The organism is Streptomyces sp. NPDC041205 (assembly GCF_055591765.1).
Genome location: NZ_JBVIZH010000003.1, coordinates 1,252,192 through 1,265,534 on the forward strand (window position 1 = coordinate 1,252,192; position 13,343 = coordinate 1,265,534).

Consider the following 13,343-nt stretch of genomic DNA (forward strand, 5'->3'; position numbering starts at 1 on the left):
CACTGCTGACGACCGACTGCTCCGGAAGTCAGGCGAGCAGGCACATGAGTTCGAACAAGGCGCCGAAGGCAAGCACGTTGCCCGCTACCGTGGAGTCGAGCAACAGGGGAACCACGCGGTTCGCCCGCAAACACCACGCCGAATTCCGGCTACGGCGCATTCGCCCGCTCAGCGCGGCTGCCCGCCGGTGCCCGGGGCGACGATGCCACGTAACTCATGCGGTGGCATGGCTGAGGCCCGCGCATCCGACGTGCCAGGGGCTGGGCGGATGTCGCGTCGCCGCAAGGCGGCGTTCATCCACGCTCGGCTCAGTGACGAACCCATCGTCGAAGTTCCGGCCACCTGAACCATCGTGTGCCGCGGCGAGATCCTCGGATCGCACCACACGCAAGCCGAGCACAAGTCCTGCACACCCGCACCGACCTGCCCAGCCGAGCGCGGGCGAGGCAGGTCAGCACGCGGGTGCACTGTCCGACAGCTCTCCGGGCTCGGAAGGACAGTCGGCTCACGCGCGGCTGCCCGCGCGGATGGCGACACGCACTCGGCCGGGGAACGGCGACCACCGGACACTGGGCGTGACGCAGCGCGCTGTGGAGGACTGAGCCGAGCCGCAGGCCGGGCAAGCAGCCGGGACCGCGGATGCCCACGATGAGGCCCAGCGCGTGCGCGGACTCCTGAGCCAACACCTGTGCCCGGTGGCCGCGGATCACCCTGTGGTGTACGTCCACGGCCGGGTGAAGGGCTTGCCGCACCGCCACCATCTCCGACAGGAGCCGGCGGCATTCACGCAAGGCTGCTCGCTCGTCCAGGACGCCGAGGAGCGGAGGGCGCCACACGTACAGCACCTGCAGCGCCGCACCGTGCCGGGCGGCTTCCTCGAAGGCAAGGTCGATGGCGGCTGCGGAATGGTGGCGGCAGTCCCAACCCACGTCCACACCCACGACGAAGAACGGTTGTCGACTGACGAGTTCGTGATTGCCCACGACTACTACAGGGCAGGTGGCGTGCGCGGTGGCCGGTAGTGCGACAGAGGCTGAGGCGAACAGCCGCCCTCTTCTGTTCCACCATCGCGAGCTGAGCACCAAGGCTGTGGCTGTGCGGGCCTGGTCGCGCAGAATCGGAGCAGGCGCGTCCACGACAAGCAGCGTGGAGACCTCCAGATGCGGGTGACGGTTCTGGACGTAGGCGACCGCTTTGCGGAGGTTCCGCTCCGCAGAGCCGCGCGGGTCGTGGGCCTGCTGGTTCTCCCGAAGCCGCATGGGCTCAGCCGGGCGTGGGCCGGTCGGATCCCACGCCATGAGCAGGCGCACCGGCAGCCGGCGCCCGTCGGCTTCGTCGGCTCCCCAAGCCAGGGCCTCCCGGCAGGACGGATCTTCATCGATACAGACCACGATCGGCATGCGTACTTCTGCAGTCATCGTCACCTCTGCCGTCGTCTCGGGACGGGCCGGACCCCGGCTTGGAGGGGGGTGGGCACGGACCCCTACAGGCCCTGATGCACCTCTGGAGCTCGGCGTTCAGCGGGTCGGACCGGTCGTGTCGGAGAACCCCGTTCACGAAAGGTCGATTGCCACGCCTTCGGTCTCTTTGGGGCGGCTGAGGTCCCCCAAAGGCTTGTGGCAGTGGCAGTCACAGTGCTGTGCGGCCGGGATGGGAGGCACTTCACCCTAGGACGGGTTGCGGCGCCCAGCCAGTCTCGTTCTGAGTCAGTAGGCGTGCCTTTTTTTTGGGGGGGGGCAGCGTCAGCCGCACCGGGGTTCTGCCATCTCGCGTGACGAAGCCTCATCGGGCCTCGCGGCTCTGCGTTGGCCAGGCCACGAAGGCCCGGCTGCTGCGGGCTTCGCTCGTGGTCGTCCACGCACGGCAGCCGGCCGCGGTCCTGCGAGCGCCATACGCGCCCGCCGCGGGACGTCTCCGGGCCTGTGCTCGGCGCGGTCGCACGGGCTTGCCTGCGAGAGGCCAGTGCCGACAAGGCAGCCATCAATGAGGTGCGGGTTGCGCAGGATGACATCGAGCAGGCCCGCGCCGACTGGATGACGGGCTCGCCGTTCGGTGAGGTGAAGGGGTACGACGGGGTGCCGCTGCCTGCCCCCGAGCTGCCGACGGTGGCGATGAAGCCGCGGGGACGAGTGCGCTGACCGGGGTAGACGCGGTGCGATAACTGCTTGGGGCGGTGCGCGAGGATGATCCTTGAGGCCGACGCCGAGCCTCGGCGGAGGCTGCCGCTCCTCCCTTGGGCCGGGATCGATGCCTGCCAGATCGCCACTGCCATCGCGGTGCGCACCTAGCGCGCCGCGCTGAGGGCCGTGGGTCTGTTCACTAACAAGCCACTGCTGGCTGTTCTCGGCATCGCCGTCGCGTGTGCCGCAGCAGCGATGCATAGGCCCGTCGCGCACACACGTCTGAGAACCGAAGCCCTCACTGCAGAACAATGGGTCCTCATCGCACCGTTCCCCTTCATCGTCTGGGGAGCCGACGAACCGCGCCGCTGGTATCGATGCGGTACCTGACCTTGACCTGCCCCAGTACCTTCAACCACAGCCGTAAGGCAGCGCTCGGCCTCCAGCGCAAGGAATGCGGAGACGGGTTAGTTGCTGGACGGGAATCCGCCGGTGGCGCCAAGTCAGCCAGGAGCGTGTCCTCGGCCGTAAGCCGAAAGGACCCGCCACGGGCGGGTGTCGTGATTATCCGACGTCGGCGTAGCCCAAGCGGCACCAGCGGCGTAGGGTCGTTGTCAGGTCCCAGCCCCTGGCCGGTCGCTTTCCGGTGAAGGCCGCGGGGTGTGCATCCCGTCCCGGCCATGACTCGTTCCGCTTGTGCTCACGAACGCAGGGGAAACATCGATGGGACGCACTGTCGATCTGGTGGGATTGCCCCACATTGAGCAGCGATACCGGCACGACTTCTCAAACACGCAGACGGCGGGGGCGCAAGTCACCCTCTGTCTGGAGTTGCCGCGTGTCACTGACAGCAATATGGCGATGGCGCAAGTGGCTCGTGCGGCCCTCTCCGCGATCGGAGCACCTGCCTGGATGCTGGACGACCTCGGCGAGACAGCCCGTGTCGCCGCTCAGTACATGGTCCTGCACAGTACGGCGTCCTCCTACCAGCTGGTACTGAGCACGGACGGAGACGGAGTCACCTTAGCCGTCACGGACTACACGCCGCCTGCCCTCGCTGCCCAACCAGCCTGGCAGTTGGTGCCCCAGGGTAACGGGGAGAACCCAGGCGGAACTGAGGCATCAGCCGCGCAAGGCATGCAATTCCACCAGACCCCGGACGGCCATATGCGGCTCAGGGCCCACGGCCTCTGGCGGAGGCGGGGCCCGCAGTCCGACACGTCGAAGCATCAGTAGGCACCGGCGCTGCAGCACCTGATGCACCGGCCCCGGATCGTCGGCCGTGAACGGTTCGGCGAGGTACTCGACTGGTGTACATGACCTGGCAGACCGATGAGGCCGGCGCTACGCGGCGTCGCAGGCGGCTGTGAAAGCTAACGATCACGGGCTGTGAAGTGCGTCTCTGCGGACGAGATCGAGGTTGGCCCGGCCAAATCCCCCGAGCTGTGTGAGCAGATGACGGCCGAGGCCCAGTTGGAGCCGTGCAACCTGAGCAGGATCGGCAGGGCATGTTCAGGGGGACGTGGAGACCAGCTCGGCGAGGTGGAGGTAGGCGCGCGTTGTTGATACCTGCAGCCGGTCCGGATTCCGGTGGTGCGAGCGTAAAGCGTTGTCGAAGGGGATCTGGAGGATCTGGTCCGGACGGACGGCCAACTGCCGGGCGAAGTCCTTGTGGAGCCTCGGGCGCGAGGGGTCGCCGAGTTGTGTGGTGACCAGGACGGCCTCGTGGATCAGGTGTCCGTGTCCGCTTTCTTGTATCGCGTTGATGGTGCGCACGGCTCCGTCGAGGGACCAGTCGTCGGATCTGCTGCACAGGATCAACTGGTCGGTGTGGTCCAAGACCACGTCGGCCGATCCGTCCAGGTGCTGGGGCGACCAGTCGGTCAGCACGAAGGGGTAGTAGGGCGCGGTGTGTTCCAGCACGCGTGTGTAGTCCTGTGTGTGCAGCGGGTTCGGGGCGTAGTGACCTGCGCGGTGGGCGAGTACTTGGAGGCCGGATGTGAGATGTGTGGTGAGGGCGCGTACGTTCGCGTACGTCGGTTCGGGCGGCAGGGCGGCGAGATCCCGCACGGTGGCCGGGTTGCGGCCGGTGAGGAACGCGTCGAGCGCCCCCTGTGAGGGGGCACCGTCGAGGGCCAGTACCGGCTCGCCGCGCACGGCGGCGAGCAGAGAGCCCAGCACGACCGTTGTTGTGGCTCGCCCGCTGTAGCGGAGGGCGCCGACCAGCGTCAGTCGTCTGCTGTAGGGCAGCGGTGTCCGCAGCCGCTCCAGACGAGCTTCTGCCTGCCGATGGCCGGCGCCGAAGCGGGGCAGGTGGAGCGGGAGGTGGCCGGGGGTCTCCTGCGGCACGGTGAGCGGAACCCGGACCGTGGCGGGCGCGCCGCCACTGGGTCTGGCATTGCTGGCCTGGGTGCCGCCGGACCGGTGCAGAGCGACGTACCGGGCCATCGCGTCGGCAACCTCGCTTGCCATCGGCCGGAGCGCGGGATCCGCCTCCTGACAGCGCAGTACGAGCTTCCTGAGGGGCTCCCAGGTGTCTCCCTGCCACAGGTGCATGCCCTCGGGCAGGCCCGGCACGTGCAGCCCCGCCTTGGTGCTGATGAGCTGGAGCAACCCGCCCAGCGAGCGCATGTTGTCCGCGGCTGTCGGGACCGGGCCCGCCCTCAGGTGGCGTCCGTCGACGGCGCAGTCCGAGAGGTCGCCCAGCACGATGGTGCGGCGCAGTACGTACACGCCGTCGGTGCTGAGGTCCGAGAGGACCAGCCCTGAGGCGTGGCATTGGGCGAGTGCGCTGGCAAGGTGGTATCCGACGAGGAGACCACGGAGCGTGTCGAAGGGGGCGCTTCCCGTCCGGATTGCTTCGTCGACGGATTCCGAAAGCTGCCAGGGTCGTGCCTGCGGCGTCTCGGTGTCCGCGATCGGTGTCATGGCGAGCCAGGAAGGGGAGTCCTCGAACCCGGTGCGGAGCAGCGTGGGCGCGTACGATCCCTGCAGACGGGTCAACGCCTCCGCCTCCACCTCCAGCAATCGGACGTTCACGGCGGGCCGGTCAGGCCGCGGGACCCGCAGCACGGCCTCAGTGCCGTCAGCGGCGACTCCCCGGTAGACCAGCGTGCGGCGGCCCAGACGCCGACCGCGCAGTTCGTATGGGCCCAGCCGGGCGGGATCCCCGCCTGTCAGCGGCCCCCAGCCGTCGGCCTGTTCGGTGACGGTTGGCTCCTGCTCCGCGTTCGGCAGCGGGGAGGTGTGGTCAAAGGACACCCCGAACCGGCTGAGCAGCCGTCGTTCGACGCTGGTGAACGGCTGGTGCGAGGCGGGCAGGTGGGCGGAGCCGTCGGGGTGGGCCAGCCAGGCGGGGAAGTCGGGGGACCTCCCGGCGAGGTCCTCCAGACGATGACCGATCAGACGCCCGGTGCGCAAGAGTTCGCTCTGCGGCACCGCGCACAGCAGTACCGCCTTGGACTCCTCGGAGAAGTCGAACACACGGTGCTTGGCCGGCAGCGGCCCCGGCACGGGTGCGGGATGCGGCCGGATCAGACCCCCGAGGAACACCTCGGCCAGGTGTGAGGGCCGCGCTGCCAGCACCTCCCGCTGCACCAGCCGCATGACCGGCACCGACAAAGGAGAGACAGCCGCCAGATGGGCCGCCAGGCGGTACGCCTCTGGAGTGGCCGCGTCCCTGAAGTGCTGGGTGCTGTCCGCCTCACGCGCGGCAGCGACTACCTCGTGCCGGCCGAGGCGGGTCAGCAGCGGCAGTTCCACGGTGGTGCCGGGGGAGGCAAGGAAGTGCGCCCAGTCGCGCAGCGACGCGGGCGTCGGTTCCAAGACGGCCACCGGCAGGCCGTCGAAGGCGGCCAGCTCCGGAGGCAGCACTGGGTCGCTGATCTCCCAGGAGGTGCTGGCGCCGCCGATCTGTCGGGTGGTGACCCGCCAGCGCTCGGCGGCGATGCCGGATGCCTCCCACAACTCCGGCGGCAGGGTGTGCAGTACCGCGACCGGCCCGTGTGCCGCCCGTCCGGCCAGCAGGCCGTGCATCGCGCCGGCCCGCCAGGCGACGCCCATGCCGTCGCTGACGACGAGGACGAGGGTACGGCCCGAGGAGTCATTGATGGTGCTGAGGGGAAGTGCGGGGCTGTCGGGGCGGAACGGGCCCGCATGCAGGCGAGGCACGCGGCCCCGTGTGTCGAGGCCGAGGACGCGGGTGGTGGCGAAGGCGCCCAGACGCTCCAGCAGGGCCCGCAGCTCCGCGCCGAGCCGATGCCACAGCAGCATGGACAGCCCGTCGTCGACGAGCAGCGCCAGGTGCAGCCAGCGCTCCTGAACGGGGCGCTGCACCACGTCCGGCAGTCCGATCTCGGCGAGCCGGGCGGCGGTGCGCTCTTCGTCGATCTCCAGGCGATGACGGCTGTGCTGGCGGCGCCTGAGCGGCCTCAGCGCACGGCCCAGGGCGAGTTCGTCGGGAAGCGCCTTGTCCTCGGGCACACGGACAGGCATAGCCCTGCGGGGGTCCGAGGGCCGGCGCCGTCGCGGCTGGTCCGCTGGGGCTTGGCGGGCCGCGCCGTACAAGGCCGAGGGGATGAGGTCGGGCAGGTCCGAGTCATCGGGATCCGGCGGCGGCTGATCGAGGGCAGTCCCGTCCAACTGGGGGGCGGGGGGTGGAGGGTGCTGCGCGCGGGCCGCGGGCGGTTGTAGGCGCAGCGGCGTGTCCGCGCCGGCGGGCAGCCGCCGCGCCAGCCACAGCACGTCGAGGATCTGGTCGGCGTCCAGATCCTCCAGGCCGTGACCGCAGGCCTGGAAGACCTGCAGTACCTCGCCCAGCCGCTCCCCGCCTCCCGCCACGGTCACAGCGCCCCGGTCAGCTGGTGCAGTACGGCGTCGAGCAGCCCCTCCGCGTCCAGTTCGACGCCGCCGGTGCGCAGGAACACGGCGTTCAGCAGCTGGTCGGTGGCGAGTTCGCCTGGGGCGCGGCGGTGCAGGAACGACTCGATCAGGTCGTCTGCCTCCAGCAGGGCCTCCTCGCCCAGGTGGGCGGCGACGATGGCCCGTAGCCGGTCGGCGTCCGGTTCCGGCAGGGCGAGCCGGATGCAGCGGCGCAGGAACGCGGGAGGGAAGTCCCGCTCGCCGTTGCTGGTGATGACGACGACGGGAAACTCCGTGCACGGGACGCGCCCCTGGTGCACGCGGACGGTGCCGTCGTGGTCGTGGGTCTGCACCTCGATGTCGGCCATGCCCTCCGGGAGCCTGGTCAGTTCCGGGATCTCGAAGACGCCCTCCTCGAACACGGTGAGCAGGTCGTTGGGCAGGTCGACGTCGCCCTTGTCCATCTCGTCGACGAGCAGACAGCGCGGAACGGCCGACGGCACGAGCGCGGTGCCGAGTGGGCCGAGACGGATGAACGTGCCGATGGACGGTTCGCGTTCGCCTCGGTCGCGGCTGAGCGAGGCCTCGTGCAGTCGGCCGATCGCGTCGTAGCCGTAGAGGGCGTCTTTGACGGTGGAGCGGCTGTTGACCGGCCAGCGCAACAGTTCGCCCAGGCGCAGCTCGTGCGCGATCGCGCGGGACAGCGACGACTTACCGGTTCCGGCCGGTCCGGTGACCAGCAGCGGACGCCGCAGGTGGAGCGCGGCGTTGACGACGTCGGCGTGTTTGCGCTCGATGAGATACGGCAGCTCGGGACGCAGTCCGGGTGCGGGTGAGAAGCGGCGCCACGGCGGCGCGGACGGGAGGGTGATGGCCCTGGGGACGCCGTCGCCGCGGAAGAGGCGCCAGTCCGTTTCAGGAGCGGGTGTCATGCGCCCTCCTGGGGTTCGGTCAGCTGTAGCCGGGGCACGGTGCGGTCGGCGTCGGCCCAGGCGAGGACCGGACGGCCGGGAAACTCGGGCGGACTGGCCAGGGCGCTCGCACGGTAACCGCGCACTCCGTCGGGCAGCTCCCGGGTGGCGACGTCCGCCATGCACTTGACGGCGTGTGACTTCGCGTTCGAGCCGCGGTCCCACACCACCGCGGGTATGCCCAGGACGAGGCAGGTCTGCACGATCTTGTTCCGCCGACCGGGGGATACGTCTATGAAGACGCGGACCGTTTCGAGTCGGTTGATCAGCTTGGGGTAGACCATGTCGGGGCTCACGGATTCGTCGATCGTGAACGGTTCACCCGAGTCGAGGTGGCTCCATCTGCTGCGCCAGTGGGGCAGGAACCGACCGTGCTGGCGCAGGAGTTCGGGACAATGCACGACCACCGGGAACTCCACGCCGAGTACCCCGGGCACGATCTCGCCCGGCACCTGTGCCGTCCACTCGTCGACGTTGAGGTTGAGGCTCTTGCGGTCCACGAGTACCTCGACCAGCGGCGGCCGGGCGTCCTCGGTGCCGGGCGTGAGAGAGGTGATGACCCGGAGTACTTCCCGGGCGGCCTCCGAAGAGGAGTACGACGCGATGCTCTCGGTCGACACACGCCGGGGCCCGGGGCCCTCGTCGCACCAGATCGCCAGCCGGTATCGGCCTGGTTCCGCCCGGGTGACCTCCACCAGGATGCGCACGCGCGCGGAAGGCTCCGATGCTGTGCGGGCCCATATGATGGCGTCCTCCCGCCGCTCTCCCAGGGCGCCCCGCGCGACGCCGAGCCGAGCGGCCACCCTTTTCGACCACAGGTGGAGTTCTGACCGCAAGGGTCCCGGGCACAGTGCGGCGACGTATTCCATAACCCGCAGCAGCGCCGGAACTCTGCGTTCCCCGTCGGTGGAACGGCCGTCGCCGGGCAGCGCCTCCAACTGGTCGACCAGCGCGTCGAGGTCCTTGCCGTCCGGGTAGACAGCCAGGTGAGGCAATGCGGCGCGCACCGCTTCGCCCAAGCGCCCGCGTACCCCGCGGTCCATGAGCCGCAGTTGATTGCGCAGTTCGCCGTACTCCTGCGGGGACAGCAACCGGGCGGTGCAGACGAGATCGGCCACCGCCAGGAGGCGTTCGGCGGCGCTGCCGGGCCTTTTCCGCAGGACCTCGGTGAGGGCTGCCAGGGCGCGCGGATGGCTGAACAGGAAGGACGCGAACTCCTCGGGCGTAGGCGGAGTGACCTCGCTGGCGTACCGGACACCGCACTCACGGGCCAGCCGTCGACCGTACTCGACGCGCTCGGTCCCGCCAGAAAACAAGTCCCCCAGGAGGCCCGCTACCACCTCGAAGGCCGGATCTTCGGTGTCGACCAGGTTGACTGTCAGGGGGTCCAGCACGCCCAGCGGGCGCAGTTCGTCCTCGATGCGCTGCCAGGGAATGGCCCAGCTGCGCCTGATCATGTCCTGGGGGCTGTACGGAGCGGGTGCTCCGGAGACGGGGTCCTGCTCCGGCATGAAGTGCGCGGCGACGAGGCCGATCACCGCGCGGTGGGACGAGGACCACAGGGGGCCGCCGCTGTAGCCGGGGCCTACGGCCTTCCCGCTGGATGCTCCGTCGACATACCCGAAGGGACCGGCGAGCATGGTGACGGTGACCTCGGCGAACGAGGCATCGTTGCCGCTGCCGTGCCAGGCCAGCGCCTGCTGGTGGAGCCTCATCGGGATCCTGTGCGGAGGCGCGGGGAGGTCGCTGGACATCCCTTCGAGCCGCAACACCGTCAGGTCGCCGAGCCAGGTGCGGTCCCCCTCGCGTACCTTCCCGCCGTTCGCGGAACGCGGAGGGATCCAGTGCTCGACATGGGCGTAGTACCGGCGGGAGCCGAGTTTGCCGCGCAGGTCCACGGGGATCGTCCCGCGTCCCGGGTCGCAGGGGTCGAAGGGGGCGTGGCCCAGTGCGTCGTTGACGACGTGGGCACAGGTGAGAATGGCGCTCGCGCTGATGACCACGCCCGCTCCCGCGATCTGGTCGTTGTCCGCGCGCCGCACGGTCACCACATGCTGGGACGGATCGTCCTCCGAGGCCGTCCCGTCCAGGAACCAGCCCACGGTTCACTCAGCTGCCGGTGCTGCTGCCAGGCCTGCGGTGGCTTCCGGTGGCTTCCAGGTGGCGGTCACGGTGAGGTGTGCCTGCCCGTTTCCGCTGACGATCCCCAGCTTCAGGTCCTGCCCGACCTGCACCCCGAAGGTCACGCTGAGCTCGCTGGGTGGTTCCGGTGCGGCGCGGACGGCACCGTGAACCTCCTGCAGTAACCGCCCGAGCGGCTGGAGGGCCTGGCGCAGGGCGCCGGCCGCGAGGTTGGCGACGGCTCCCCTCCCGGAAGCCACGGGCACGACGGTCCCCATTCCCTCGGGAAGGTCGTTGTCCTGACCGGACAGGGATCCGGCGGGGGTGGCGAGCAGGAACCTGATGGGTGTGCCGTCGGCGAACTCTGCATCCAGAACCGTGGGCATAGTTACATTATTGCTCAACTCGCGTAATCAGGAAGCGAGTTCGCTATCCCTGGCTGCTGTATGAACAGTGGGCGAGGCCGCCTCCGGTCCTCGAGTACCTCCACCGGAGGCTGAGCGACTACGACGTGGTGGTGGATCCCCGCCGAGCGCACGAGCCCGGGTGATCGAGGTGAGCACCGCACCTTTTCGTCGCCGTCGACCACGGGCAGTCCGCTGATCGGTGCTGTCCGAGGAGCTGTACGACGTCCTTGGAGGGGGTGGCGAAGCCCACCCGTACGACGTCGCTCGTCATCACGGAGCCGATCTTGCTGTGATTCATCTCGGTCTCCTTCAGCGGAGTCGTCGTAGATACGGGTTGTGGGCTTGGCGTGGCAGCAGGCGTACGCGTACGTCGAGTGCGGTGACGTCTTTCGGGGTTGCCAGTACGGGGTTGAGGCCGGCCTCGGCGAGTTGTGGCAGGTCGCTCGCCATCCGGGAGAGCCGCAGCAGCAGTTGCTCAAGACCTTCTAGGTCGACGGGACCGGTGCCGCCCTGCCCGAACAACAGGGGAGCGCAGCGCGGGGCGGTGATCAGGTCGTGTACGTCGTGGTCGGTGAGTGGGGCGAGGCGCGCGGCATGGTCGGCGAGTACCTCGGTCGCGCTGCCGCCGAGGCCGAAGAGCACCAGCGGGCCGAAGATCTCGTCCTGCACGACGCCCGCGAACAGTTCGTGGCCCCGCGGGGCGAGCGGCTGGATCACGACACCGGTCATCAGGTCGCCGAAGCGAAGCTCGAAGTCCCGGTACGCGGCGCGGACCTGGGTGTCCCCGCGCAGGTCGAGGTGGACGGCGTGCTGTTGGCCCTTGTGCAGCAGGCCAGGCCAGTGGGCCTTGAGGACGACGAGTCCGCCGGGTCCCTTGAGGCGTTCGGCTGCCAGAGCCGTATCGTCTTCGGTCTCGGCCCAGGCCCAGGGGAGCCGGTGGATGGCGTAGCAGTCGAGGAGTTCGGCGACGGCGCGCGGGTCGAGCCAGCCGCCGTCAGGGTGTTCGCGCAGCCAGGTCTCGACGGCCGACTGTGCGCGTGCGCTGTCGACATCCGTGAGTTCGGGGATGGTGCCGGGCGGACGGGCCAGCCAGGCGGCGCGGGTGGCCGCGTGGGCGAGGGTGCGGGTTGCGGACTGGGGATAGGCGTACGCCGGGATGTCCCCGCCCGCGGAAGGCAGCAGCCGCACGGGTTCCGCCAAGCGGTGCTGCTCCACGGAAGTGGTCAGCGTGTACAGTTCGGCGCCCTCGGCCCTGGCGTGCTCGCGCAGAGACGTGATCAGCGGCCGGGGGAGTGGGTCGGCTTTGAACGGACCACGGTAGGTGTGCCGCTGCCGCAGCGCGCGGTACAGCAGCTCGTCCACGGGCGTCGGTTGTATGTATGCTCCCCAACTCAATGGGGCAAGCAGGCCGGGCAGCCGTGGGCCGTGGTGGAGCCGCACGACCGGCTGGTAGCCGAGGTGTCGCATGGCCAGACGCACATTGAACAGTGCGGCGCCGCAACTGAGCAGCATCTCGCGGCCGTCGGGGTCGGTCAGGGGGAGACGGCGCGTGACGTCGGCGTACAGCGCGATCCCGCGGTCCCGCTGGTGAAGAGCCAGCGCTGGGTGTTGTGCAGCGAGGGCGCGGTGACGGCCGCGCGGACCAGATAGGTGGCCGCACGGTCGGGCTGTGCGTGTGTCGCGGACATGGCCTGCCGCCGTTCCTCGTCCGTGCTTCCCCTCCTCGTCCGTGCTTGTGCGCTCCAGCGTCGCGGTTCGCCGAGTCGCGGAGTCAGGGCCCGGATGTCCCCGGGTGTGGACCGTACGGCCCGGTGCGCAGTGGTGGTGCCGACCATCGCGCCGAGGTGGATCCCCTCACCCGTGGTACCGCCCTGGAGATCAGCGATGTCGCCCTCCAGAGCTTCCTGGCGGAACTTCCACGCCTCGGCGCGCCGGACCCGCGCGAGCACGAGGCCAGGGACGGGGCCGCTGAGAGTGGAGCCGTGCCTGGCGCGGTGCAGGTAGAAATCGACGGTGCGGCGCCAGGAGTCGTCGTCAACCCGGTGCCCCAACCTGCCGGAGAGGGGAGGGGGTTCGGTGGGCGCGAAGAGGTGGCCGAGCGTGCGGACAACGGCCTGTTGAGACGCTTGGTAGCGGTTGACCGTGTCACCCTCGGTCTCCAGGATCGGCTTCGGCGCCGTCCAGACCCCAGCGGCTGCCGGTGATGTCGAGGCCCACTCCTACCGTGATCACTGGCATAGCCCGGCCTGCCGTCAACCCAGGGCAAATCGGGCGCGATCATCCCAGCGTGCGCCATCGGTGACCATGAGATGCAGCCCGCTTATCCGCGCCGTGAACGGCAACACGGGCCCCAGAGTCTCCTCGATCGCGTCGTACACCTGTGTCGACTGGTCAGAGGCGACCGTCAAGTGAGGGATCACCTTCTTGAATCGCCCGCCATGCGGTGGCGTCTCGGGCCAGTGCGCGGCGATTGCCTCAGTGAGAGCGCGCAAGGGCTGGGGCGGCTCCGGCGCCAGCCACAGAGCAACCGGAAAACGCCCGAGGCGGGCGAAGGTGACGTCGAAGGCCCGGTGCCGTGAAACGAGGCGGCCCATCTCGTCCAGCACGTCCGGCGTCAGCCGACCAGCGGGAAAGAACGGCGACAAGATGGTGATGTGAGCTGGCATTCCGGCCCGGGCGGACTCGTCGTAGCGAAGCCGAACCGCTGCCACGACCGGTTCGGCCGCAGGAACCTTGGCCACCACGATCGATCGACCGGGGAGCCAACGAGGGCTAACGAGCACGGTCACTCAGGAATTCTGTCACCACAATCGCCTGCTGCCCAGCCCCTTTTGCGGGCACCGAAGAAGCCGGGTGCGGCCTCC

General features: G+C 69.6%; 8 protein-coding genes and 3 pseudogenes. 2 read left to right on the forward strand and 9 right to left on the reverse strand.

Translation table 11 applies throughout. The features are described 5' to 3' along the window. Positions 1 to 308 precede the first annotated feature (308 nt). Positions 309 to 1,418: a universal stress protein gene (locus ACZ6BG_RS19530; protein WP_469002763.1), complete on the reverse strand. Its 1,110-nt coding sequence runs from the start codon at positions 1,416 to 1,418 to the stop codon at positions 309 to 311. Positions 1,419 to 2,000: 582 nt separating this feature from the next. Here ACZ6BG_RS19530 and ACZ6BG_RS19535 point away from each other — a divergent pair. Next, a pseudogene (locus ACZ6BG_RS19535) lies at positions 2,001 to 2,138 on the forward strand (pirin family protein); the annotation flags it as partial. Between the two features lie 168 nt (positions 2,139 to 2,306). After that, positions 2,307 to 2,510, forward strand: a complete 204-nt coding sequence (locus tag ACZ6BG_RS19540) for a cation transporting ATPase C-terminal domain-containing protein (protein WP_469002765.1) — start codon at positions 2,307 to 2,309, stop codon at positions 2,508 to 2,510. A gap of 1,122 nt (positions 2,511 to 3,632) precedes the next feature. Here the strand turns inward: ACZ6BG_RS19540 and ACZ6BG_RS19545 are convergent. The 8 genes and pseudogenes from ACZ6BG_RS19545 to ACZ6BG_RS19580 form a co-directional block, all read right to left on the reverse strand. Continuing rightward, positions 3,633 to 6,965 carry an SAV_2336 N-terminal domain-related protein gene (locus ACZ6BG_RS19545; RefSeq protein WP_469002768.1) on the reverse strand — a complete coding sequence of 1,111 codons (3,333 nt, stop codon included), beginning with the start codon at positions 6,963 to 6,965 and terminating at the stop codon, positions 3,633 to 3,635. Then, positions 6,962 to 7,912: an AAA family ATPase gene (locus tag ACZ6BG_RS19550; protein WP_469002769.1), complete on the reverse strand. Its 951-nt coding sequence runs from the start codon at positions 7,910 to 7,912 to the stop codon at positions 6,962 to 6,964. Before ACZ6BG_RS19550 ends, ACZ6BG_RS19545 begins: the two co-directional genes overlap by 4 nt. Next, positions 7,909 to 10,053 carry a VMAP-C domain-containing protein gene (locus ACZ6BG_RS19555; protein WP_469002771.1) on the reverse strand — a complete coding sequence of 715 codons (2,145 nt, stop codon included), beginning with the start codon at positions 10,051 to 10,053 and terminating at the stop codon, positions 7,909 to 7,911. The genes ACZ6BG_RS19550 and ACZ6BG_RS19555 overlap by 4 nt, the downstream gene beginning before the upstream one ends. Positions 10,054 to 10,056: 3 nt before the next feature. After that, positions 10,057 to 10,458, reverse strand: a complete 402-nt coding sequence (locus ACZ6BG_RS19560) for a CU044_2847 family protein (RefSeq protein WP_469002773.1) — start codon at positions 10,456 to 10,458, stop codon at positions 10,057 to 10,059. A gap of 118 nt (positions 10,459 to 10,576) precedes the next feature. Further along, positions 10,577 to 10,777: a hypothetical protein gene (locus ACZ6BG_RS19565; protein ID WP_469002776.1), complete on the reverse strand. Its 201-nt coding sequence runs from the start codon at positions 10,775 to 10,777 to the stop codon at positions 10,577 to 10,579. Between the two features lie 11 nt (positions 10,778 to 10,788). Beyond that, positions 10,789 to 11,670, reverse strand: a pseudogene (locus tag ACZ6BG_RS19570) (acetate--CoA ligase family protein); the annotation flags it as partial. Positions 11,671 to 12,302: 632 nt separating this feature from the next. Further along, positions 12,303 to 12,644 (reverse strand): annotated as a pseudogene (locus ACZ6BG_RS19575) (glycoside hydrolase family 65 protein); the annotation flags it as partial. Between the two features lie 87 nt (positions 12,645 to 12,731). Beyond that, entirely contained in the window at positions 12,732 to 13,268 is a 537-nt protein-coding gene (locus ACZ6BG_RS19580; protein ID WP_469002778.1) for a 2'-5' RNA ligase family protein, read from the reverse strand. Positions 13,269 to 13,343: the final 75 nt, after the last annotated feature.

Coding starts and splice junctions, on each gene's coding strand:
- ACZ6BG_RS19560 (WP_469002773.1), bottom strand. CDS start 10,458: ATGCCCACGGTTCTGGATGCAGAGTTCGCCGACGGCACACCCATCAGG.
- ACZ6BG_RS19530 (WP_469002763.1), bottom strand. CDS start 1,418: ATGACTGCAGAAGTACGCATGCCGATCGTGGTCTGTATCGATGAAGAT.
- ACZ6BG_RS19550 (WP_469002769.1), bottom strand. CDS start 7,912: ATGACACCCGCTCCTGAAACGGACTGGCGCCTCTTCCGCGGCGACGGC.
- ACZ6BG_RS19565 (WP_469002776.1), bottom strand. CDS start 10,777: ATGAATCACAGCAAGATCGGCTCCGTGATGACGAGCGACGTCGTACGG.